General features: G+C 74.2%; 8 protein-coding genes. 5 read left to right on the top strand and 3 right to left on the bottom strand.

What is annotated here, in order from left to right:
- Positions 1-50 precede the first annotated feature (50 nt).
- Genes ADK65_RS31435 through ADK65_RS31420 form a run of 4 tightly spaced genes read left to right on the top strand, consistent with a single transcriptional unit; the run spans position 51 to position 17,469 of the window.
- Positions 51-4,391 carry a type I polyketide synthase gene (locus tag ADK65_RS31435; RefSeq protein ID WP_234353017.1) on the top strand — a complete coding sequence of 1,447 codons (4,341 nt, stop codon included), beginning with the start codon at positions 51-53 and terminating at the stop codon, positions 4,389-4,391.
- 9 nt (positions 4,392-4,400) lie between these two features.
- A complete protein-coding gene (locus ADK65_RS31430; RefSeq protein ID WP_053674399.1) occupies positions 4,401-10,892 on the top strand; it encodes a type I polyketide synthase in 6,492 nt (2,163 codons plus the stop codon).
- A gap of 5 nt (positions 10,893-10,897) precedes the next feature.
- Positions 10,898-14,023 carry a type I polyketide synthase gene (locus ADK65_RS31425; protein ID WP_053674398.1) on the top strand — a complete coding sequence of 1,042 codons (3,126 nt, stop codon included), beginning with the start codon at positions 10,898-10,900 and terminating at the stop codon, positions 14,021-14,023.
- Between the two features lie 53 nt (positions 14,024-14,076).
- Entirely contained in the window at positions 14,077-17,469 is a 3,393-nt protein-coding gene (locus tag ADK65_RS31420; RefSeq protein ID WP_324614326.1) for an amino acid adenylation domain-containing protein, read from the top strand.
- 126 nt (positions 17,470-17,595) lie between these two features.
- Here the strand turns inward: ADK65_RS31420 and ADK65_RS31415 are convergent, their stop codons facing one another.
- From ADK65_RS31415 to ADK65_RS31405, 3 genes are all read right to left on the bottom strand, one after another.
- Positions 17,596-18,372 carry a MerR family transcriptional regulator gene (locus tag ADK65_RS31415; RefSeq protein WP_053674397.1) on the bottom strand — a complete coding sequence of 259 codons (777 nt, stop codon included), beginning with the start codon at positions 18,370-18,372 and terminating at the stop codon, positions 17,596-17,598.
- Between the two features lie 4 nt (positions 18,373-18,376).
- On the bottom strand, positions 18,377-19,177 hold the full coding sequence (locus tag ADK65_RS31410) for an alpha/beta fold hydrolase (protein ID WP_053674396.1): 801 nt from the start codon (positions 19,175-19,177) through the stop codon (positions 18,377-18,379).
- 83 nt (positions 19,178-19,260) lie between these two features.
- Positions 19,261-20,022 (bottom strand): thioesterase II family protein, encoded by a 762-nt coding sequence (locus ADK65_RS31405; protein WP_053674395.1) that lies wholly within the window; start codon positions 20,020-20,022, stop codon positions 19,261-19,263.
- A gap of 287 nt (positions 20,023-20,309) precedes the next feature.
- On the opposite strand from ADK65_RS31405, the gene ADK65_RS31400 reads away from it, so the two are divergent.
- Complete coding sequence (locus ADK65_RS31400; RefSeq protein ID WP_053674394.1) at positions 20,310-21,887, top strand: acyl-CoA carboxylase subunit beta; 1,578 nt, start codon at positions 20,310-20,312, stop codon at positions 21,885-21,887.
- Positions 21,888-22,089: the final 202 nt, after the last annotated feature.

Raw genomic sequence — 22,089 nt, 5'->3', positions numbered from 1 at the left:
CTGGCCACCTACGGGCAGGACCGGGACCCGGACGCCCCGCTGTCGGTGTCATGCCCCGCACGCTGCACGTGGACCGCCCCTCGACCCACGTGGACTGGTCGGCCGGCGCGGTCGAACTGCTCACCGAGGCCAGAAAGTGGCCCGGCACACCGCAGCGCCCCCGCCGGGCCGGCGTCTCCAGCTTCGGCATCAGCGGCACCAACGCCCACCTCGTCCTCGAGCAGGCATCCGAGCCCGAACCCGCCGCCGAGCCGGAGTCCGCCGACGTCACCGGACCGGTGCCGTGGGTGCTGTCGGCACGCTCGGAGCAGGCGCTGCGCGCGCAGGCGGCGCGGCTGCGCGACTTCGTCGACGCCGACCCGTCGCTGTCGGCGACCGACGTGGGGCGTTCGCTGGTGACGACCCGCTCGCTGTTCGAGCACCGCCAGGTCGTGATCGGCACCGGCCGGGACGACCTGCTCGCCGCCCTGTCCGTCGTCGCGGCCGGCGACGAGAACGGCGTCGCCGACGCGGTGGCGGGAGTCGCGCGGCCGGCCGGCCGGACCGTGTTCGTCTTCCCCGGCCAGGGCTCGCAGTGGACCGGCATGGGACGGGAACTGTGGGACTGCTCCCCGGTGTTCGCCCGGCGGATGCAGGAGTGCGCCGACGCGCTCGCACCGTACGTGGACTGGTCCCTGCGCGACGTGCTCGGCGACGCCGAGGCGCTGGAGCGCGTCGACGTCGTCCAGCCCGCACTGTGGGCCGTGATGGTGTCGCTGGCCGAGCTGTGGCGCTCCTACGGCGTGGAGCCCGAGGCCGTCGTGGGCCACTCGCAGGGCGAGATCGCCGCCGCCTGTGTCGCCGGCGCCCTGACCGTCACGGACGCCGCGAAGGTGGTGGCGCTGCGGTCGAAGGCGATCCTGGCCCTGTCGGGACACGGCGGCATGGTGTCGGTCGCGCTGCCGGCCCGCGACGTGGCCAAGCGCCTCACGGACGGCCTGTCGATCGCGACGGTCAACGGGCCCTCGTCCGTGGTGGTCTCGGGCGACGTGGCCGAACTGGAGGCGCTGCTGGCCGCGTGCGAGGAGGACGACGTCCGGGCCCGCAGGGTCCCGGTGGACTACGCCTCGCACTCGGCACACGTGGAGGCGATCCGCGAGGAACTGGGGCGCGTCCTTTCAGGACTGGAGCCGCGCCCGGCCAAGGTGCCGTTCTTCTCGACGGTGACGGCCGACTGGCTGGACACGACGACCCTGGACGCCGGGTACTGGTACACCAACCTGCGCCGCACCGTCCGCTTCGAGGAGGCGGTCAGGTCCCTGGCCGGACAGGGCTTCCGGAACTTCGTCGAGGCGTCCGCCCACCCCGTCCTGACGATCGGTGTGGAACAGACCCTGGACGGCGAGGGCGCCGAGGCCGTCGTCACGGGCACGCTGCGCCGCGACGAGGGCGGCCTCGCCCGCTTCCACCGCTCGGCGGCCGAGGCCTTCACGGCGGGCGTCGCGGTGTCGTGGGAGGCGGCCTTCCCGGGCGGCGGCGGCCGGTTCGTCGACCTGCCCACGTACGCCTTCCAGCGCCGGCGCCACTGGATGGACACACCCGCCGAGACCACCGCCGCGAGCACGTCGGACCACCCGCTGCTCGACGCCGTGATCGACCTGCCCGACGGTGCGGAGCACGGCGGGATCGTGGGCAGCGGGCGCCTGTCGCCGGAGCGCCACCCCTGGCTCGCCGACCACGTGGTCCACGGCGCCGTCCTGGTACCGGCGGCGGTGCTGGCGGAGCTGGCGGTGTGGGCGGCGCACAAGTCGGGCTGCGACACCGTCGACGAACTCACCCTGGAGACCCCGCTGGTGCTGTCCCGGACGGCCGACCGCGAGATCCGCGTCGTCGTGGACGCCCAGCGGAGGCTCAGCGTGCACTCACGCGGCGAGGGCGAACCCGAATGGACACGCAACGCCGTCGGCGTCCTCGCGGTGGCCGCCACGGACACCCGCGAGGAGGAAAGCCTCGTCGCGTGGCCTCCCGCGGGCGCGGTCGGCGTCCCCTTCGAGGCCGAGTACGACAGGCTGTCCGCCCTCGGATTCGGCCACGGGCCCCTGCTGCGCGGTCTGAAGCAGGTGTGGCGCCGCGACGACGTCCTGTTCGCGGAGGTGGAACCGCCCACGTCCGACGGAGCCGACCGCGGCGCGTTCCGGATCCACCCGGCTCTGCTCCACGCCGCGCTGCTCCCGCTCGGCCTCGGGCCGATCGTCGACCACGACCGGCCCGAGGGCTGGCTGCCGTACCGCTGCACGGGTCTGCGTGTCGGCTCCGCCGGGCCGGCCGCGCTGCGCGTCCGTCTCGCGCCCGCCGGTCGGAACACGCTGTCCCTCACCCTCGCCGACCAGGACGGCACCCCGGTCGGCGGCATCGCGTCGCTGAGTCTGAGGCCCGCCGACGTCGCGAAGCTGACCGAGCTGGGCTTCGACCACCAGGACTCGCTGTTCCGGCTGGACTGGGTCCCCGTCCCGGCCCCGTCCGGCGGGGACGGCGGCCCGTACGCGGTGCTGGGCCCGGGCACCCCACCGGGGGAGCCCCGCACGGTCACCGCGGCACCGGGACGGGACGCGGCGGTCTTCACCGACCTCGCCGAACTCGCCGCTTCCGACGGGGAGATACCCCGTGTCGTCGTCGCCGCCCTCGACGGGGCCGGCACGGACGGCGACGACACGCCCGCCGCCGTGGAGCGAAACCTCCACCGCGTGCTGCGCTGGACGCGGGAGTGGCTCACCGAGGACCGGTTCTCCGGCTCGCGCCTGGTCGTCGTGACCCGGGACGCGGTCCACGAGGACCAGCACCGCCGCACCGACCCCGCGGCGGCCGCCGTCTGGGGGTTCGTGCGCACCGCGCAGACCGAGAACCCGGGCCGCTTCACCCTCGTGGACACGGACGGCACCCCCGCCTCCTGGGCCCGCGTCCCCGCCGCTGCCGCCACCGGCGAAGCCCAGCTCAAGATCCGCGACGGCCAGGTCGGCGTCCCGCACCTGGTCCGCGCCCCCGACCCGGTCCCGGGCCACGACGGCGCCGAGGACGCGCCGTCCGCGCTCGGCACCGGCACGGTCCTGATCACCGGCGGCACCAGCGGCCTCGGCGCGAAGCTCGCCCGGCACCTGGTGGCCCGGCACGGCGTGCACCGGCTGCTGCTCACCAGCAGGCGCGGACCGGCGGCCCCGGAGGCGGCGGCGCTGCGCGAGGAACTCACCGGTGCCGGCGCCCACGTCGACGTCGTCGCCTGCGACGTCACCAGCCGTGACTCCGTCGCCGGGCTGATCGCCTCCGTGCCGGCCGCGCACCCGCTCACGGCGGTGATCCACTGCGCGGGCGTGCTGGACGACGGCGTCGTCCAGGCCCTCACCGAGGACCGCGTGAACGCGGTCCTCGCACCGAAGGTGCGCGGCGCCTGGCACCTGCACGAGCTGACCGCGCACCTCGACCTGTCCGGGTTCGTGCTGTTCTCCTCCGTCGCGAGCGTGCTCGGCACGGCCGGACAGGCCAACTACGCGGCGGCCAACGCCTTCCTCAACGGCCTCGCCGAGACCCGCCGCGCCGCCGGACTGGCGGCCACCTCGCTGTGCTGGGGCTTCTGGGCGGAACGCAGCGAGATGGTCGCCGGCCTCGTCGACGCGGACCTCGTCCGCCTGCGACGCCAGGGCGTGCTGCCGATGTCGTCGCAGGAGGGACTCGCCCTCTTCGACGCGGCACTCACCCTGGACGAACCGGTGCTCGTACCCGCCCGGCTGAGCCTCCCGGCACCCGACGCGGCGTCGCCGCTCCTGCGCGGCCTGTCCGGTACGCCCGCCGGGCCCGGCGGGCCGTCGCACCCGAACGCCGCCGACAGCGGACTCGCCCAGCGGCTGGCGTCCCTGCCGCCCCACGAGGCGGAGGCCGCGCTGCTCACCGCCGTCCGGGAGCAGACCGCTCTCGTCCTCGGCCACCCCGACACCGGGAGGATCAGCCCCACCGCGGCGTTCAGGCAACTGGGCATCGACTCGCTCACCGCGCTGGAGCTGCGCAACAAACTGGCGGCGGTGACCGGCCTGAAGCTGCCCACCACCCTCGTGTTCGACCACCCGAACCCGAGCGCCCTCGCCCGGTACCTGGGCGCGAGCATCGCCCCCGAACCGGCGGCCGGCCCGGAATCACCGGCCGGTCTCCTGGTCAAGGAGATCGAAGGACTGGGCGCCCGCCTGGAGGACGCGTTCCTCGGCCTCGAAGGGGCGGACCAGGCGGCCATCTCCACACTGCTCGGCGACCTGCAGGGACGGGTCCGTTCGATGGCGAGCGCCGGAGCACCGGTCGGCATCGCCGACCAGATCACCTCGGCATCGGCGGGAGAGCTTCTCGCGCTGCTGGACCAAGAGCTCGGCTAGGGGAGAACGATGACCAACGACAACAACGCCGATGTTCTCGAGTACCTCAAACGGACATCGATCGAGCTGCTCGAAACGCGCAAGCGCCTCCAGGAGGTGACGGAGGCCGCCGCCGAACCCATCGCCGTCGTGGGCGTCGCCTGCCGCTTCCCGGGCGGCGCCGCGTCCCCGGAGGCCCTGTGGGAGCTGGTGCGGGCGGGCGCGGACGTCATGTCGGACTTCCCCGACGACCGCAACTGGGACCTGGAGAACCTGTACGACCCGGACCCGGACCGGCCCGGCACCTGCTACGCGCGCTCGGGTGGCTTCCTCTACGACGCGGGCGACTTCGACGCCGACTTCTTCGGCATCAACCCGCGTGAGGCGCTGGCCGCAGACCCGCAGCAGCGGCTGCTGCTGGAGACCTCGTGGGAGTCCCTGGAGCGGGCCGGGATCGATCCCGAGACACTGCGCGGCAGCGACACCGGCGTGTTCGCCGGCCTCGCCTACTTCGGCTACGGCAACCACTTCACCACCCCCGAGGCCATCTCGGGCTACGCGCAGACCGGTTCCCTGCTGAGCGTGGCCTCGGGCCGGGTGTCGTACACGCTGGGCCTGGAGGGCCCGGCGGTGTCCACCGACACCGCGTGCTCGTCGTCGCTGGTCGCGGTGCACCAGGCGGTGCAGTCGCTGCGGCAGGGCGAATGCGGCCTGGCCCTGGCCGGCGGCGTCACCGTCGTGGGCATGCCCCAGGTGTTCCGGGAGTTCTCGCGGCAGCGGGGCCTGTCCGCCGACGGACGCTGCAAGGCGTTCGCCGACGCGGCCGACGGCACCGGCTTCGCCGAGGGCGTCGGCATGCTGGTCCTGGAGCGGCTGTCGGACGCGCGGCGCAACGGGCGCCGGATCTGGGCCGTCATCCGCGGCTCGGCCGTCAACCAGGACGGCGCCTCCAACGGCCTGACCGCGCCGAACGGACCGGCCCAGCAGCGCGTCATCCGGGCAGCCCTGGCCAACGCCCGGCTCCAGGCGGCCGACGTGGACGTGGTGGAGGCCCACGGCACCGGCACGACGCTCGGTGACCCCATCGAGGCGCAGGCGCTGCTGGCCACCTACGGGCAGGACCGGGACCCCGACGCCCCGCTGTGGCTCGGTGTCATGCCCCGCACGCTGCACGTGGACCGCCCCTCGACCCACGTGGACTGGTCGGCCGGCGCGGTCGAACTGCTCACCGAGGCCAGAAAGTGGCCGGGCACACCGCAGCGCCCCCGCCGGGCCGGCGTCTCCAGCTTCGGCGCGAGCGGCACCAACGCCCACCTCATCCTCGAACAGGCACCCGAGCCCGAACCGGCCGCCGCCACCGCCGACCCGGGGCCCGCCGCCGCCGGCGGTCCCGTGCCGTGGGTGCTGTCCGCGCGCTCCCGGCAGGCGCTGCGCGCGCAGGCGGACAAGCTGCGCGAGTTCGTCGCCGCCGACCCCGACGCGGACCTCGCCGGCATCGGCGCCTCGCTGGTGTCGACCCGGTCGTCGTTCGAGCACCGCGCGGTGGTCGTGGGCCGCGACCGCGACGCCCTCCTGAACGCTCTCACGGCCCTCGGCGACGACGCGGAATCCCCCGCCGTCGTACGCGGCCAGGCCGCTGAACCCGGCGAGCGCGTCTTCATGTTCCCCGGCCAGGGCGCCAAGTGGACCGGCGTGGCACGGGAGCTGTACGACACCTTCCCCGTCTTCGCGCGGACCCTCGACGAGGTCTGCCGGCACTTCGACGCGCACCTCCCCTTCGCCCTGAAGCCCCTGCTCCTCGCCGACGAGCCCGAGGGACGCGGACGCACCGACGTCATGCAGCCGGCGCTGTTCGCCCTCCAGGTCGCCCTGTACCGGCTCCTCACCCGGTACACCCCACGGCCGGACCGCCTGATCGGCCACTCCGTCGGCGAGATCGCCGCCGCCCACGTCTCCGGCGTCCTCGACCTGGACACCGCGACCCGGCTCGTCGCCGCCCGCGGACGCGTCATGCAGACCGTCACCGAGCCCGGCGCCATGCTCGCCGTACGCGCCCCGCTCGCCGAGGCCGAGGCGCTGCTCGCCCCGTACACCCGGGTCGGCCTCGCCGTCGTCAACGGCCCCGAGTCGGTGGTGCTCGCGGGCCTGCGCGACGAGGTCCACGACCTGCGCGACCGGCTCGTCGCCGACGGCAGGTCCGCGAAGCTGCTCCCCGTCGACCACGCCTTCCACTCCCCGCTCATGGACCCCGTCCTGGACGAGTTCGCGCAGGCCCTCGGCGCGCTGCCCGCCGACGGCGAGCTGTCGATCCCGATCGTGTCGACGCGACTGGGCCGCGAGGCCACGCTCGAGGAGCTGACGTCCGTCGGGCACTGGGTGCGTCACGTCCGCGAGCCCGTGCGCTTCCACGAGGCGGTGGAGCGGGCCCGCGAGGCGGGGGCGAACGTCTTCGTCGAGGTCGGCCCGGGCTCGACGCTCGCCGGCCTCGTCAAGGACGCCTTCGCCGGCCAGGGCGTCGCCGACGCCGTGGTCCTCTCCACCGCGCGCACGGGCCGCGGGACGGCCGAGGCACTGACCGGCGCCCTCGCCGCACTCCACGTGCGGGGCGGGTCGGTGGACTGGGCCGCCCTGTTCGGGCCGCGCCCGCCGGTCGACCTCCCGACGTACGCGTTCCAGCGGCAGCGGTACTGGATGGACTTCCTGGCCGGACAGCGGTCGGCGGACGTCACCTCGGCCGGCCTGTCGGCCCCCGGTCACCCCCTCCTGAGCGCCGTGGTGGAGCACCCCGGCACCGACGAGGTGGTCTTCACCGACCTGTGGTCCCTGCCGACCCACGACTGGGTCGCCGACCACACCGTGTTCGGGGCGGTCGTCGTCCCGGCCACCGCCTACCTGGACCTGGCGCTGTCGGTGGGCGAGCGCGTCGGGTGCGCCGCCGTCGAGGAACTCACCCTGGCGGTCCCCCTGATCCTGCCCGACACCGGCGACGTGCGCGTGCGGATCGTCGTCGGCGCGGCGGACGAGACCGGCCGCCGCTCTGTGGAGGTGTACGCGCGTTCCGGCGAGGACGGCCCGGCGGAGGGCGGCTGGACCCGCCACGCGGCGGGAACCCTGTCACCGGACACGCCCGCCGCCGATGCCGACGACACCCGCGCCCTCGCCGCGTGGCCGCCGGCCGGGGCGGAGCGGGTCGGCATCGAGGACCTCTACGACTCCTTCACCGACGCCGGCTTCGACTACGGTCCGGCGTTCCGCGGGCTGCGCGAGGTCTGGCGCCGCGGCGACGACCTGTTCGCCCTCGCCACCCTGCCCGAGAGCGCCGAGGCGGCCGGCGAGGGGTTCGTCCTGCACCCGGCGCTGATGGACACCGTCCTGCACGCGGCTGTGGCCGGCGGAGCCGTCCCGGTGACCGGCGGACAGGGCTGGATGCCCTTCTCGTGGTCCGGCGTGCACACGTCCGGCGCGTGCGGGGCGACCGTACGCGTCCGGCTCTCCGCCGCCACCGAGGGCGTCGTGTCCCTGACGCTCGCCGACGAGCGCGGCCGCCGCGTCGCGCACGTCGGGGCGCTGACGTTCCGGCCGGCCGGCGCCGAGCAGGTGCACGCGGCGCAGGGCGGACCGCAGCGCTCGCTGTACGAACCGCACTGGCGGCCGGCCCGGCAGGGCGAACGCGAGACGCACCGCGGGCCGTGGGGCGTGCTCGGCGCGAAGGACGGGCAGGCCGCCCGCCTCGCCGCGGCCGACGGCGAACACGTCGTCCTCCACGAGTCCCTCGACGAGGTCCTCCGGACAGAGGTGCCCCGGCACCTCGTCCTGTGCCTGGACGACATCGTCACCGACGAGCCCGACCCGCTCACCGCGGCCGGCGACGCCGGCAAGCACGTCCTCGCCCTTCTCCAGCGCTTCCTCGCCGAGGAACGGCTCGCCGGCTCCGTCCTGGTCGTCCTCACCCGCCTGGCCCTGGACACCGGTACGGGGCAGAGCGTCGAGAGCCTCCCCGGCGCGTCCGTGTGGGGCCTGGTGCGCTCCGCCCAGACCGAGCACCCCGGCAGGTTCCGGCTGGTGGACATCGACGACGAGGAGACCTCCCGGGCCCGCCTCGGGGACGCCCTCGCCCTGGCCGAGGGCCAGCTCGCGCTGCGCGACGGCGCGACCCTCGTCCCCCGCCTGGCACCGGCCGCGCCCGCGGACCACCGGATCGAGCCGCCGGCGGACGGCACCCACCGCCTCGGCATCCCGACCAGGGGAACGCTGGAGAACCTGACCTGGGTGCCCTGCCCCGAGGTGGACGAGCCCCTGACGAGCGGGCAGGTCCGCATCGCCGTGCACGCCGCCGGGCTCAACTTCCGCGACGTCACCATCGCCCTGGGCCTGATCGACCGTACGGCCATCGACGCCGGACTCGGCAGCGAGGGCGCCGGAGTCGTCCTCGAGGTGGCCGACGACGTGACCGGTTTCGCGCCGGGCGACCGGGTGACCGGCATCTTCTCCGGTGCCTTCGGCCCGGTGGCCGTCGCCGACCACCGCATGCTCGTACCCGTCCCCGACGGCTGGAGCTACGCCGAGGCCGCGTCCATGCCGTGCACCTTCCTCACCGCCTACTACGCGCTCTTCCGCGCCACCAAGCTGGCGAAGGGACAGCGGATCCTCGTCCACGCCGCGGCCGGCGGCGTCGGCATGGCCGCCGTCCGGCTCGCCCGGCACGTCGGCGCCGAGGTCTACGCCACCGCCGGCCCGGCCAAGTGGCCCGCCCTGCGCGCTCTGGGCATCGACGACGCGCACCTGGCGTCCTCGCGCGACCTGGAGTTCGCGGGCAAGTTCCTGGACGCCACGGACGGGCGCGGCATGGACGTCGTACTCAACTCCCTCGCCCACGAGTTCGTCGACGCCTCCCTGACCCTGCTCCCCGGCGGCGGCACGTTCGTCGAAATGGGGAAGACGGACATCCGCGACCCCCGGCAGGTGGCGGCCGGCCACCCCGGCGTGGAGTACCGGGCGTTCGACCTCTACGCGTCCGGCCCGGACACGATCCACGCCATGTTCCAGGAGGTCATGGAGCTGTTCGCCGACGGGCGGGTGCGGCTGAGCCCGGTCTCCGTGCGTCACATCCGCGACGCGCGCAGCACGTTCCGCGAGATGAGCCAGGGCCGCCACGTGGGCAAGCTGGTCTTCGAACTGGGCGACGCCCTCGGCGGCGGCACGGTGCTGGTCACCGGCGGGACCGGCGCGGTCGGCTCGGTCGTGGCGCGGCACCTCGTCGCCGAACGCGGCGTGCGCAGCCTCGTCCTGGCCGGCCGCCGGGGCACGGCGGCCGACGGCGTGCCGGAACTGGTCGCGGACCTCGAGGGCGCGGGCGCCACCGTCCGGGTCGTGGCCTGCGACGTCGCGGACCGGGCCGCCGTGGCGGACCTGCTCGCCGACATGCCGCCCCGGTACCCGCTGACGGCCGTCGTCCACGCGGCCGGCACGCTGGCGGACGGCACCGTGGAGTCACTGACCGCCGAGAGCCTCGATCACGTGCTGGCCGCCAAGGCCCGCGGCGCGGTCAACCTGCACGAGCTGACCCGGGACCGCCCCCTGTCGGCGTTCATCCAGTTCTCCGCCCTCGCCGGCACCCTCGGCACCGCCGGACAGGCCAACTACGCCGCCGCCAACGCCTTCCTGGACGGTCTGGCGGCCCGGCGCAGGGCGTCCGGCCTGCCCGGCACCTCGCTGTGCTGGGGCTGGTGGGAACAGAGCAGGGGCATGACCGGGGACCTGGACCAGGCCGACCTCTCCCGGCTGCGGCGGATGGGCATCGCCCCGATGCCGACCGCCGAGGCCCTGGCCCTGTTCGACGCGGCGTGCGCCCTCGACAAGCCGGTCCTCGTACCGGCCCGGGTGGACCTCGCCGCGCTGCGGGGCAGGACCGGTGACGAGGTGCCGCCGCTGCTGCGCGACCTCGCCGGCGGCGGCCGCCCGCGCCGCGGCCGGGCGGACAACGCCCGGGACGGCGGCTCCCAGGGCCTGGCCGCCAGGCTGGCCGCCCTGCCGGCCGACGAGGCGGAGGCGGCCGTCCTGGACTGGGTCCGCGACCAGGTCGCCGTCGTGCTCGGACACCCCTCCGGCGCGGTCGTCGACGTCGACCAGGCGTTCACCCAGCTCGGATTCGACTCGCTGACCTCCGTCGAACTGTGCAACCGCCTGGCCTCCTCGACCGGCCTGCGCCTGCCGACCACCCTCGTCTTCAGCTACCCGACCCCCCGCGAGCTGAGCGAGCACCTGTCCGGCCTGCTGCGTCCGGCGGCGGACACGGCGGCGGACACCGCCCCGGAGGAGGACGCCCGGATCCGTGAAGCGCTGCGGAACGTGTCGATCGCCGGCCTGCGCGCCGCGGGCCTCCTGGACCTGGTCCTGGCCTGCGCGGGCCCGAACCCGGCGGACGACGGCACCCGGGCGGCGGACGCGGACGCGGGTGCGGACGAACTGACGGACCTGGACCTGGAAGCACTGGTCGACCTGGCCCTGGACGAGAAGAGGTAAGTGACATGACCAACTCCGCGGATCGCACAGCGGACGGCGCGGACCGGGTCCAGCGGGCGCTCCGCACGCTGCTGGAGGAGCGCGACCGCCTCCGGCAGGAGAACGAGGCCATGAAGGCCGGCCGCGGCGAGCCCATCGCCGTGGTGGCCATGGCGTGCCGTTACCCGGGCGGAGTGTCGTCGCCCGAGGACCTGTGGGGCGTGGTCCGCGGCGGCCTGGACGTCGTGGACGACTTCCCGAAGGACCGCGGCTGGCGCGACGTGTACGACCCCGACCCCGACGCCGCCGGCAGCTCGCACACGCGGCAGGGCGGCTTCCTGAGCGACGTGGCGGGCTTCGACGCCGAGTTCTTCGGCATCAGCCCGCGCGAGGCGCTGGCGGTCGACCCGCACCACCGCCTGCTGCTGGAGACGTCCTGGGAGGTCTTCGAACGGGCCGGCATCGTCCCCGCCGACGTGCGCGGCGCCGACGTCGGCGTCTTCTCCGGCGTCAGCTCCTCCGAGTACGGCTGGCGCTTCCTGGACAACAGCCCCGAGGAACTGGAGGGCTACCTGCTGTACGGCAGCGCGCTGAGCGTCGCCTCCGGCAGGGTGGCGTACCAACTGGGCCTGACGGGACCCGCGGTGTCCGTGGACACGGCGTGCTCGTCGTCGCTGGTGGCCCTGCACATGGCGGTGCAGTCCCTGCGTTCGGGGGAGTGCTCCCTCGCGCTGGCGGGCGGGGCGTCGGTCATCTCGACGCCCGCGATGTTCGTGGAGTTCTCCCGGCTGGGCGCCCTGTCGGCGGGCGGCCGGTGCAAGGCCTTCGCGGACGGTGCCGACGGCACCGGCTGGGCCGAGGGCGTGGGCGTCCTGCTGCTGGAGCGGCTGTCCGACGCCCGCCGCAACGGCCACCCGGTGCTGGCCGTCGTCCGCGGCAGCGCGGTCAACCAGGACGGGGCCAGCAACGGCCTGACCGCCCCCAACGGCCGCGCCCAGGAGAAGGTGATCCGCAAGGCACTGGCCAACGCCGGCGTCGCCGCATCCGAGGTCGACCTGGTCGAGGCCCACGGCACCGGGACCGTCCTGGGCGACCCCATCGAGGCGGGCGCGGTACTGGCCGCCTACGGGCAGGGCCGGCCCGCGGACCGGCCGCTGTGGCTGGGGTCCCTGAAGTCGAACCTCGGGCACGCCATGGCCGCCGCCGGGGTCGGCGGCGTCATCAAGGCCGTGATGGCCCTGCGTCACGGGTACCTCCCGAAGACCCTGCACGTGGACGCGCCCACCTCGCACGTCGACTGGTCCTCGGGCGGCGTCGAGCTGCTCGTGGAGGGCCGCGAGTGGACGCGCGCCGACGCTCCCCGGCGGGCCGGGGTGTCGTCCTTCGGCGTCAGCGGCACCAACGCGCACGTCGTCCTGGAGGAGGGACCGCCGAAGGAGGAGCGGGCGGCCGGGGACGGGCCCGGGGCGGGCGTCGTCGGCGGACTCGTGCCGTGGGTGGTGTCGGGCAGGAGCGCGGCGGCCCTGCGGGCCCAGGCGGGCAGGCTCCGCGACGTCGCCGCCGCCGGCACGGACCTGGACCTCGCCGGCGTCGGCTGGTCGCTGGTATCGGGCCGGTCGGCGTTCGAGCACCGCGCGGTGGTGCTCGGCCACGACCAGGACGAGCTGCTGAGCGGTCTGACGGCGCTGAGCGACGGCGCGGAGTCCGCCGCCGTGGTGAGCGGTGTCGCCGCCGGAACGGGCCCGGTCGCCTTCGTGTTCCCCGGCCAGGGCTCGCAGTGGGCCGGCATGGGACGCCGGCTGTACGACGCCTTCCCGGTCTTCGCCGAATCCCTCGACGCGTGCGCGCAGGCCCTGGCCGAGTGGGTCGACTGGTCACTGCTCGACGTCGTGCGCGGCGTGGCGGGGGCACCGGACCTGGACCGGGTGGACGTGGTCCAGCCGGCGCTGTTCTCCGTGATGGTGTCCATGGCCGCCCTGTGGCGGTCCTGGGGAGTGGAGCCGGCCGCGGTGGTCGGACACAGCCAGGGCGAGATCGCCGCCGCGTACGTGTGCGGCGCGTTGTCCCTGCGGGACGCCACCAGGATCGTCGCGCTGCGCAGCAAGGCCCTCGTGGACCTGATCGGCCACGGCGGCATGGCATCGGTCGCCGAGTCCGCCGACGTCGTGGCGGAACGCCTCGCTCCGTGGGAGGGGAGGGTCGGCGTCGCCGTCGTCAACGGCCCCCGCTCCGTCGTGGTGTCCGGTGAACCGGACGCACTCGACGAGTTCGTCGAGAAGATGAAGGCCGACGGAGCCCAGGCCCGGCGGATATCCGTCGACTACGCCTCCCACTCCCACCACGTGGCCCGGGTCCGCGACCAGGTGACCGCCGCGCTGTCCGACGTGAGCCCGAGCACCTCGAAGCTGCCCTTCTACTCGACGTTGTACGGCGAGAAGACCGACACCGCACGGCTGGACGCCGGCTACTGGTACGACAACCTGCGGGAGAAGGTCGTCTTCGAGACGTCCGTGCGGCACCTGGCCGAGGACGGTTTCCGGGTGTTCGTGGAGATGAGCCCGCACCCCGTGCTGACCGTCCCGGTGCAGGAGACCGTCGAGGACGCCGCCGACGCGCTGGTCCTGTCGTCGACGCGCCGGGACCGCGACGAGGTGGAGTCCGTGCTCGGCTCGCTCGCACAGCTCCACGTCCAGGGCGGGTCCGTCGACTGGTCCGCCCTGTTCACCGCCCGCCGGCGGGTGGACCTGCCGACGTACGCGTTCCAGCGGCGGCGGTACTGGCTGAACCCCGCGCACACGGCGCCCACCGCGCAGCCGCCCGCGACGCAGCCCCCCGCCGACGACGACGGCACCCCCGTCCCCCTGTCCGAACGGATCCTGGGCCTCTCGGACGACGACGCGCGCGCCCTCGTCCTCGACCACGTCCTGGAGCGGGTCGCCCTCGTCCTCGGGCACTCCGCCGACCAGGTGGTCGACCCCGACGAGGAGGTGATGAAGATGGGCTTCGACTCGATGCTCTCGGCGGAGCTGAGCAAACGCCTCACCGCGTCCACCGGGCTCAGACTGCGGGCGAACATGGTGCTCCGGCACCCGACCCCGCGCCTGATCGCCGAGCACGTCACGACCTCGCTGGCGGGGCGCGGCACACGATGAACCCCCACGCCCGATGAACCCCCGCGCCACACGGTGAACCCCCGCGCCCCGGGGTGCCGGACCGCCGGCGGGACTGTCCCGCCGGCGGGACACCGCGAGGCCCGCGGCGGCCCGTCCCGCCGGGCGACGAGTTGTCTTGTACGGCCGGTACACCCCCCGGAGGATGGGGGGCGATCTGTGAATTCTTCCGTTACCCGGGCCTGTCTGCTGAGGGGTTGATCTGTGTGCCTTCGTTCGGTGCGTCGTCTGCGCATGAAGGGATGTGGCGGGCGCAGCACATGGCTCCCGACACACCGAACCACGCGCTGACCATGTGGGATGTGGACGGGGAACTGGACGCGGCCGTCATGGAGTCCGCGTTCCGGCACGTCATGGGCGAAGCGGAAGTGCTCCGCGTCAACTTCGCCGACCACGACGGCGAACTGCGGCTCGTACCCCGGGAACTGGGGGACTGGCGGCCCTTCCACCTCGACCTCAGCGCCGAGGCCGACCCCGAGCAGGCGGCCCGCGACGCGCTCGCCGACCTGGTGCGGCAGCCGTTCGACCTGGAACGCGACCTGCTGTTCCGGCTGGGCGTGGTCCGGCTCGCCGCGGACCGCTCCCTCCTGGTGATCGCCTACCACCACCTCATATCCGACGGGTTCGGCGCGGGCGGCCTGCTGTCCCGGCGCCTCGCCGAGGTCTACACGGCCCTGGTACGCGCGGAGCCGGTCCCCGAACTGCCCCACCCGTGGGACCTCGAGCCGTTCGCGGCCGAGGCCGTCGAGTACCGGGCCTCGCAGCGGTTCACCGAGGACTCCGCGTTCTGGCGCGACTACCTCAAGGACGCCCCGGCACCCGCGCAGGTCCCGCGCGTCGCCCTGTCCGACGCGCAGCGCTCGGCGCTGTCCGAACCGCTGAGCAGTGCCGACCGCTGGTCGGAGGTGGCCGAGACCATCGGCATGGTCAGCCGCACGCTGACCGTCCCGCGGGCCGAGGCGGACACGTGGACCGAGACCGCGAAGTCCATGGGCCTGTGGATGTCGCAGCTGATCACCGCGGCCGCGGCGGTCTACCTCCGGCACCGCTGCGACCGCCCCGAGTTCCTCCTGTCGCTCGCCGTGGGCAACCGCGTCGGCGTGGCCAGCAGGACCCCCGGCCTGGCCGTCAACGTGGTGCCGGTGCGCGTCGCCGTCCCGCTCGGCGCGACCTTCACCGACATCGCCGACACGCTCGTCGACGAGACGTACGAGATCTTCGACCACGCCGCCTGCCACTACTCGGACATCCAGCGCGCCGTCGGCACCGTCCTGAGCGGCCGCGGCAGCTTCGGCACCGTCATCAACGTCGTCGAGTTCGTGGAACGGCTCCACTTCGGCGACAGCCCGGCCCGCTACTCCGGCGCGACGACCGGCACCTTCGAGGAACTGTCGATCGGCGTCTACACCGACGGCAGCGCCGACAGCGACCTCTACATCCGACTCGACGCCCCCGCCAACCTGTACCACCGCGCGGAGCTGCGCTTCATCGGCGAGGAGCTGATCGCGCACATCCGCGCCACGGTCACCGCCGGCGCGCAGCCGGCCGGCGCGCTGGACGTGGTCTTTGGCGCCGAACGGCACCAGGTGCTCCGGGCGCCCAACGACACCCGGGCACCGCTGCCCGAGGCGACGGTCGCGGAGCTGTTCGCCCTGCAGACGGAGCAGGACCCCGACGCCGTCGCGCTGGTCCACGGCGACACGGCCCTCACCTACCGGGAACTGGACGAGCGGTCGGAACGCCTCGCCGGGGAACTGCGCCGGCGGGGCGTCGGCCCCGAGACGGTCGTGGCGGTGGCGATGCCCCGGTCGGCCGGCCTGGTCACCGCCCTGCTGGCCGTGGTGAAGGCGGGCGGAGCCTACCTGCCCGTCGACCCGGCGTCCCCGGCCGAGCGGATCCGCTCCGGGGTCGGCACCGGCCCGGCCTGCCTGCTGCTCACCGACACGGCGACCGCCGGCACGCTCCCCACCGGCCTCGACGTGCCCGCCCTCGTCTGCGACGGCCTCGGCCCGGACACCGCCGCCGACGGCGCGCCCGAGGCCCCGGCCGCGTCGCCGGCCCGTCCGGACAACCTGCTGGCCGTGCTGCACGGCTCCGGATCGGCCGACGCGGCCACGGCGGTCGCGCTGACCCACCGGAACATGCTCCGGTTCGTCCTCGACCGGCACTGGAAGGACGGCGGCCGCGGCACCGTGCTGTGGCACGCGCCGCACACCGGTGACGCCCTCGCCCTCGACGTGTGGGCGCCGCTGCTGAACGGCGGCCGCGTGGTCGTCGCCCCCGAGGGACACCTCGACGCCGACGCGCTGACCGAGGCGCGAGCGGCGCACGGCATCACCACGGTGTGGCTGCCCGCGGGCCTGTTCTCGGCGATCGCCGCCGGACACCCCGAGCGTCTCGCCGGGCTGCGCGAGGTCTGGACCGGCGGTGACCGCGTGTCCGCGGCGGCGCTGCGCCGGGTCCGTGAGGCCTGCCCCGAGCTGACCATCGTCCACGGCCACGGCCCGACGGAGACGACCGTGTTCGCCGCTTGTCACCGGCTGCCCGCCGGCGAACCGGTGCGCCACGCGGACGCGGTCGGCCGCCCCATGGACAACACCGCCCTCTACGTCCTGGGCCCGGGACTGGCCCCGGTCCCCGCCGGGGTGACCGGTGAGCTGTACGTGGCCGGGCCCGGCGTGGCACGCGGCTACGCCGGACACCCCGGACGGACCGCCGAGCGCTTCGTGCCCTGCCCGTTCGGTCCGGACGGTGCGCTCATGTACCGGACCGGGGACCGGGTCCGGTGGGGCACCGACGGCCGCCTCGACTACGTGGCGCGCGCCGACGCCCAGGCGGACGTGCGCGGCGTGCGGGTCGAGCTGGCCGAGGTCGAGGAGGTCCTGTCCGAACACAGCGGTCTCGCCCGCTGTGTCGTGGTCGTCAAGGAGGACGGCACCGGCCAGCAGCGGCTGGTGGCCTACGTGGTCCCGGCGGCCGGCCGGACCGTCACCGCCGACGAACTGCGCCGGTTCGCCGCGGGATGGCTGCCGGAGTCCATGGTGCCGTCCCTGTTCATGGTGCTGGAGCGCCTGCCGGAGACGGCCGGGGGCAGGGTCGACCGGGCGTCGCTGCCGGAACCCCGGTTCGACGACGGGACGTACCGCGCACCGCGCAACGACACCGAACGGGCCCTGGCCAAGGCCTTTGCCGAGGTGCTCGAACTGGACCGGGTGGGCATCGACGACGACTTCTTCGACCTCGGCGGCAACTCGCTGAGGGCGATCCGCCTGGTCGGCCTGATCCGGGCCGAGCTGGACCAGGAGGTGTCCATCCGCCGGCTGTTCGCGGCGCGCACCGTCACCGGCCTGTCCGACATGTGGCGGGACCTCGCCCAGTCCCGCAGGCCCGCCCTGCGCAGGCGGACCAAGGCGGGCGCGGTCCTCTGAGCCGCTGTGCGCACCGGGACCTCCCGACCATCCGGCGACGCGGGTCGGCCGGGTGCAGGCAGGCCCCGGGGCCGGGCGATCCTGGTACCGGGAGGCCCGGGCCGGTCACCCCGGCCGGGCGGGCCCTCACTGGTACGGGATGTCGACGCCGGCCGCGCGCAGGTTCGCCTCCAGCAGTTCGGTCAGCCGGGCGGCCGCCGGCGCCTGCTCCTCCCGGTGGTGGTTGATCAGCCCGTAACGGGTGGCGGCGTCGGGCCTGGCCCGGAACTCGGCCGGCATCGTCAGCAGTTCGCGGTCGCCCAGCAGTTCGGCGGCCAGGTCGGACGCGAGCTGGTCGAGCCGCGGATCGTCCGGGTCCCACGACTCGACGTCCTGGCAGAGCTTCATCAGCTCGATGTACCGGGGATGGGCGAGCTGGCGTTCGAGCTGGGCCACGAGGCTGTCGAAGATCTCCGGTACCAGGGTGCGGGCCAGCGTCAGGGCCTCCTGCTGAAGGGCCACGTAGTCGGCACTGAAGCCGAGCTCGGCGAGCCGGTCCAAGGCCGTACAGGCGCGCTCGGGCAGCAGGAGCCGGTCGCCGGCGGCGAGCCGGCGCAGCGCCGCGCGGCGCGCGATCAGCTCCTCGATCCGGTCGTTGAGCCGCCTCTCGACGTCCTCCAGGGCGGAGGCGAACCGCTCGGGACCGGCGGCGAGCAGGTCCCTGATCTCGGCCAGCGGCACACCCGCTCCGGCGAGCGTGCGGACCTGGACCAGCCGCAGCATGTCGGACGATCCGTAGCGGCGGTAACCGGAGCGGTCGCGCTCCGGTTCGTCGACCAGGCCGAGCCGGTGGTAGTGGCGCACGGCCTTCACCGTGACGCCGGCGAAGGCGGCCGCCTGACCGATCGTCAGTCCGTACACCATCTGCTCAGGGGGCCCCTTGGTCGTGCGCGGCCGCGAGCTCGCGGACGGCCTCGGCCACGGCCCGGAAGTCCTTGCGCAGGATATGGGAGTGGTTGCTCGCGACCTTCGCGCTGACCCGCAGGTGCGGGTTCTCGGCGAGCACCGGGTCGAGCGAGGCCCGCATCCGCTCCATCTCCTCCCGGCCACCGCCGAGGTTGCCGTCCGTGGCCAGGACGTACCGTACCGGGTAGGTCGCGCGGTCGAGGACCGGCCCGAGGGCGGCGCAGATCTCGTTGATCTCGATGTTGATCTCGGCATGCTGGGCGGAGGTCATCCGCGCGGAGAGGCCGAACGGGCGCAACAGCGGCAGCAGCGGGCGCATCCGGCGGAACAGGCGCCGGATCCGCTCACGGGCCTCCTCACCGGTGATGCCGTAGGGCACGGCGCCGTCCACGGACACCACTCCCAGGACGCGGTCGGGGTTCCGGTCGGCCCAGTGGACGGCCAGCGCCGCGCCGTAGGACCACCCGACGAGCAGCGGACGGTCCACGCCGGTCGCCTCGAGAACGGCGTCGAGGTCCCGGACGCACGCTTCGAAGGAGTAGTCCGCCGACCGCCGGGACCGGCCGCGGGCCCGCTCGTCGTACGTGATGTGCCGCCAGCCGGTGCCGAGTTCGGCGATCAGGGGCCGCCAGGGCCGGTGGCCGCAGTAGGAGCCGTTCAGGTAGACGACGGGGAGGCCGGGGCCGCGCGTGTCGGTGAGGGACAGGGCCGTGTCGTCGACGGGGAGCATGCCGGTCCGGGGCGATGCGGTGGAAGTGGTCATGGACGTCAGCGTCCACCCTGACCCTGGGGCGGGGTCAACCGACGGCATCGAGCCAGGACCTGGCCGACCGCCGGCCCGCGCGCTCAGGACGCGGCGGTACCGGCGAGCCACCCCTCGGTGACGACCACGGCGATCTGATGGATGTGGTCGGCGAGGTAGAAGTGGCCGCCGGGGAAGACCTTCAGGGCGAAGTCACCCCGTGTGTGCTCCCGCCAGGTCCGGGCCTCCCGCACCGTCACCATCGGGTCGCTGTCCCCGATCAGGGCGGTGATCGGAGCGGCGAGCGGCTCCCCGGCACGCCATTCGTACGAGGCGAGGGCCCGGTAGTCGGCCCGCAACGCCGGCAGGACCAGCTCCAACAGGTCGGGGTTGTCGAACATGGCCTGATCGGTGCCGCCCAGCCTGCGCACCTCGGCCAGCACGTCGGCGTCGTCGTAGTGGAGGTAGTGGGTGCTCCTGCCGGTGTCCGGGGCGCCCCGGCCGGACAGGAACAGCCGCTCGGGGGCGGGCAGTCCGGCCGTGCGCAGCCGCCGGGCCGTCTCGAAGGCGACGAGTGAGCCCATGCTGTGGCCGAACAGGGCGTACGGCCGTCCCGGGTCCGCGGCCAGTTCGCGGGCCAGCTCCCCGGCCACCGCCTCGACGAGCCGGTCCAGGGCCGTGAACGGCGCCTCGTTGTACCGGTCCTGGCGCCCCGGGTACTGCACCGCCACCACGTCGAAGTCCGCCGGCAGCGTACGCGCGAGCTGGGTGTACGCCGTCGCGGAGCCTCCCGCGTGGGGGAAGCACACGAGCCGCGGCCCGTTCCCCGCGGTCGTGGTGAAGCGCCGGAACCACTGGCTGTTCACAGTTGGTGTGTCCCTTCGTCTGTGCCTGCCGACCGGTCCGGCACTGTGCGGAAAGCCCGCCGGTGCCCACGGGGGTGGGGGGCGCCGACGGGCGACCGGATGCCCCGCGAGGGCTCGCGCCCGTCCGCATCGGAGCTCACCACCCGAGCGTCGCGCCCCGCCCTCGACGGCTGCTCGCAGGCCGGTGGAGAGCCCGCGAGGCCGGCGTCATCCCGCACTCCATCCGGCTTCGAGCGACCTGACGGAGGCTTCTCGGTGGTTCATGACGACGGCCGGAAGGGGACCTCATGACCGCCCTGGACGACAAGCCGGTCGGGCAGCGGCGCGGCACGGTCGCCGAACTCGAGGCCGTACGGATCGCCGTGCGTGAAGGCCCCGGCGAGAAGGCCACCGAGGCCCAGCACGCCAAGGGCAAACTCACCGCCCGGGAACGGCTCTCACTCCTCTTCGACGACGGCCGCTTCACCGAGGTCGAAGGGCTGCGCCGGCACCGGGCGACCGGCTTCGGCCTGGAGGACCGGCGCCCCCACACCGACGGTGTGGTCACCGGCTGGGGCCGGGTGTCCGGACGCACTGTCTTCGCCTACGCCCACGATTTCCGGATCTTCGGAGGCTCCCTCGGCGAGGCGCACGCCGAGAAGATCCACAAGATCATGGACATGGCCGCCACCGCAGGCGCCCCCATCGTGGGCCTGTGCGACGGCGCCGGGGCGCGCATCCAGGAAGGCGTGACCGCGCTCGCCGGCTACGGCGGCATCTTCCAGCGCAACGTCCGCAACTCCGGGGTGGTCCCGCAGATCAGCGTCATGATGGGTCCCTGCGCGGGCGGAGCGGCCTACTCCCCGGCCCTGACCGACTTCGTGTTCATGGTGCGCGGCACCTCGCAGATGTTCATCACGGGACCGGAGGTGGTGAAGGCCGTCACCGGAGAGCAGGTCAGCCAGGACGAACTGGGCGGCGCCGACACCCACGCCACCCGCTCCGGGGTCGCCCACTTCGCCTACGACGACGAGGAGAGCTGTCTCGCCGACGTCCGCCACCTGTTGTCCTACCTGCCCGCCAACAACCGCGAGCTGCCGCCGGCACAGCCCTGCGGCGACCGGCCCGACCGGCTCACCCCGGCCCTGTACGACCTGGTGCCGGCCGAGCCCAGACACGCGTACGACATGCGGGGGGTCATCGAGCAGTTCGTCGACGCCGGCGACTACTTCGAGGTCCATGAGGCCTGGGCGCCCAACATGGTGTGTGCCCTGGCCCGCCTGGACGGCCACACCGTCGGCATCGTCGCCAACCAGCCCGCCTCCCTCGCCGGGGTCCTCGACATCGAAGGCAGCGAGAAGGCGGCCCGGTTCGTGCAGATGTGCGACTCCTTCAACATCCCGCTGGTGACACTGGTGGACGTGCCGGGGTTCCTGCCCGGCGTCGACCAGGAGCACGGCGGCATCATCCGGCACGGCGCGAAACTCCTCTACGCGTACTGCAACGCCACCGTCCCCCGCGTCCAGCTGATCCTGCGCAAGGCCTACGGGGGCGCCTACATCGTCATGGACTCCCGCTCCATCGGCTCGGACCTGTCGCTGGCCTGGCCCGGCAACGAGATCGCGGTGATGGGCGCGGAGGGCGCCGCGGGCGTCGTCTTCCGGCGCGAGATCGCCGCCGCCGCCGACCCCGAGGCGGCCCGCGAGCAGTACATCAAGGAGTACCGGGACCAGCTCATGCACCCGTACTACGCCGCCGAACGCGGCCTGGTGGACGACGTCATCGATCCCGCCGAGACCCGGGTCAGGCTGATCGACGCGCTCGCCGTGCTGCGCACCAAGCACGTGGCGCAGCCCTCTCGCAAGCACGGCAACCAGCCCCAGTGACGCCCCGGTCCCGCGCGGGCCGGCAACGACAGGAGCCGACACACTCATGTCCGTGGAAACCACCGCCCCCGTTGTCCCGGGCGCGGTCGACAAACAAGTCCGCCGCCTGGACCGGGTGGTCATCAGGTTCGCGGGGGACTCGGGTGACGGTATGCAGCTCACCGGTGACCGTTTCACCTCGGAGACGGCGTCGTTCGGCAAC

Origin of the sequence: Streptomyces sp. NRRL B-1140, assembly GCF_001280065.1 — a bacterium.
GTDB lineage: Bacteria > Actinomycetota > Actinomycetes > Streptomycetales > Streptomycetaceae > Streptomyces.
This window is presented reverse-complemented; position numbering and strand designations above follow the sequence as displayed.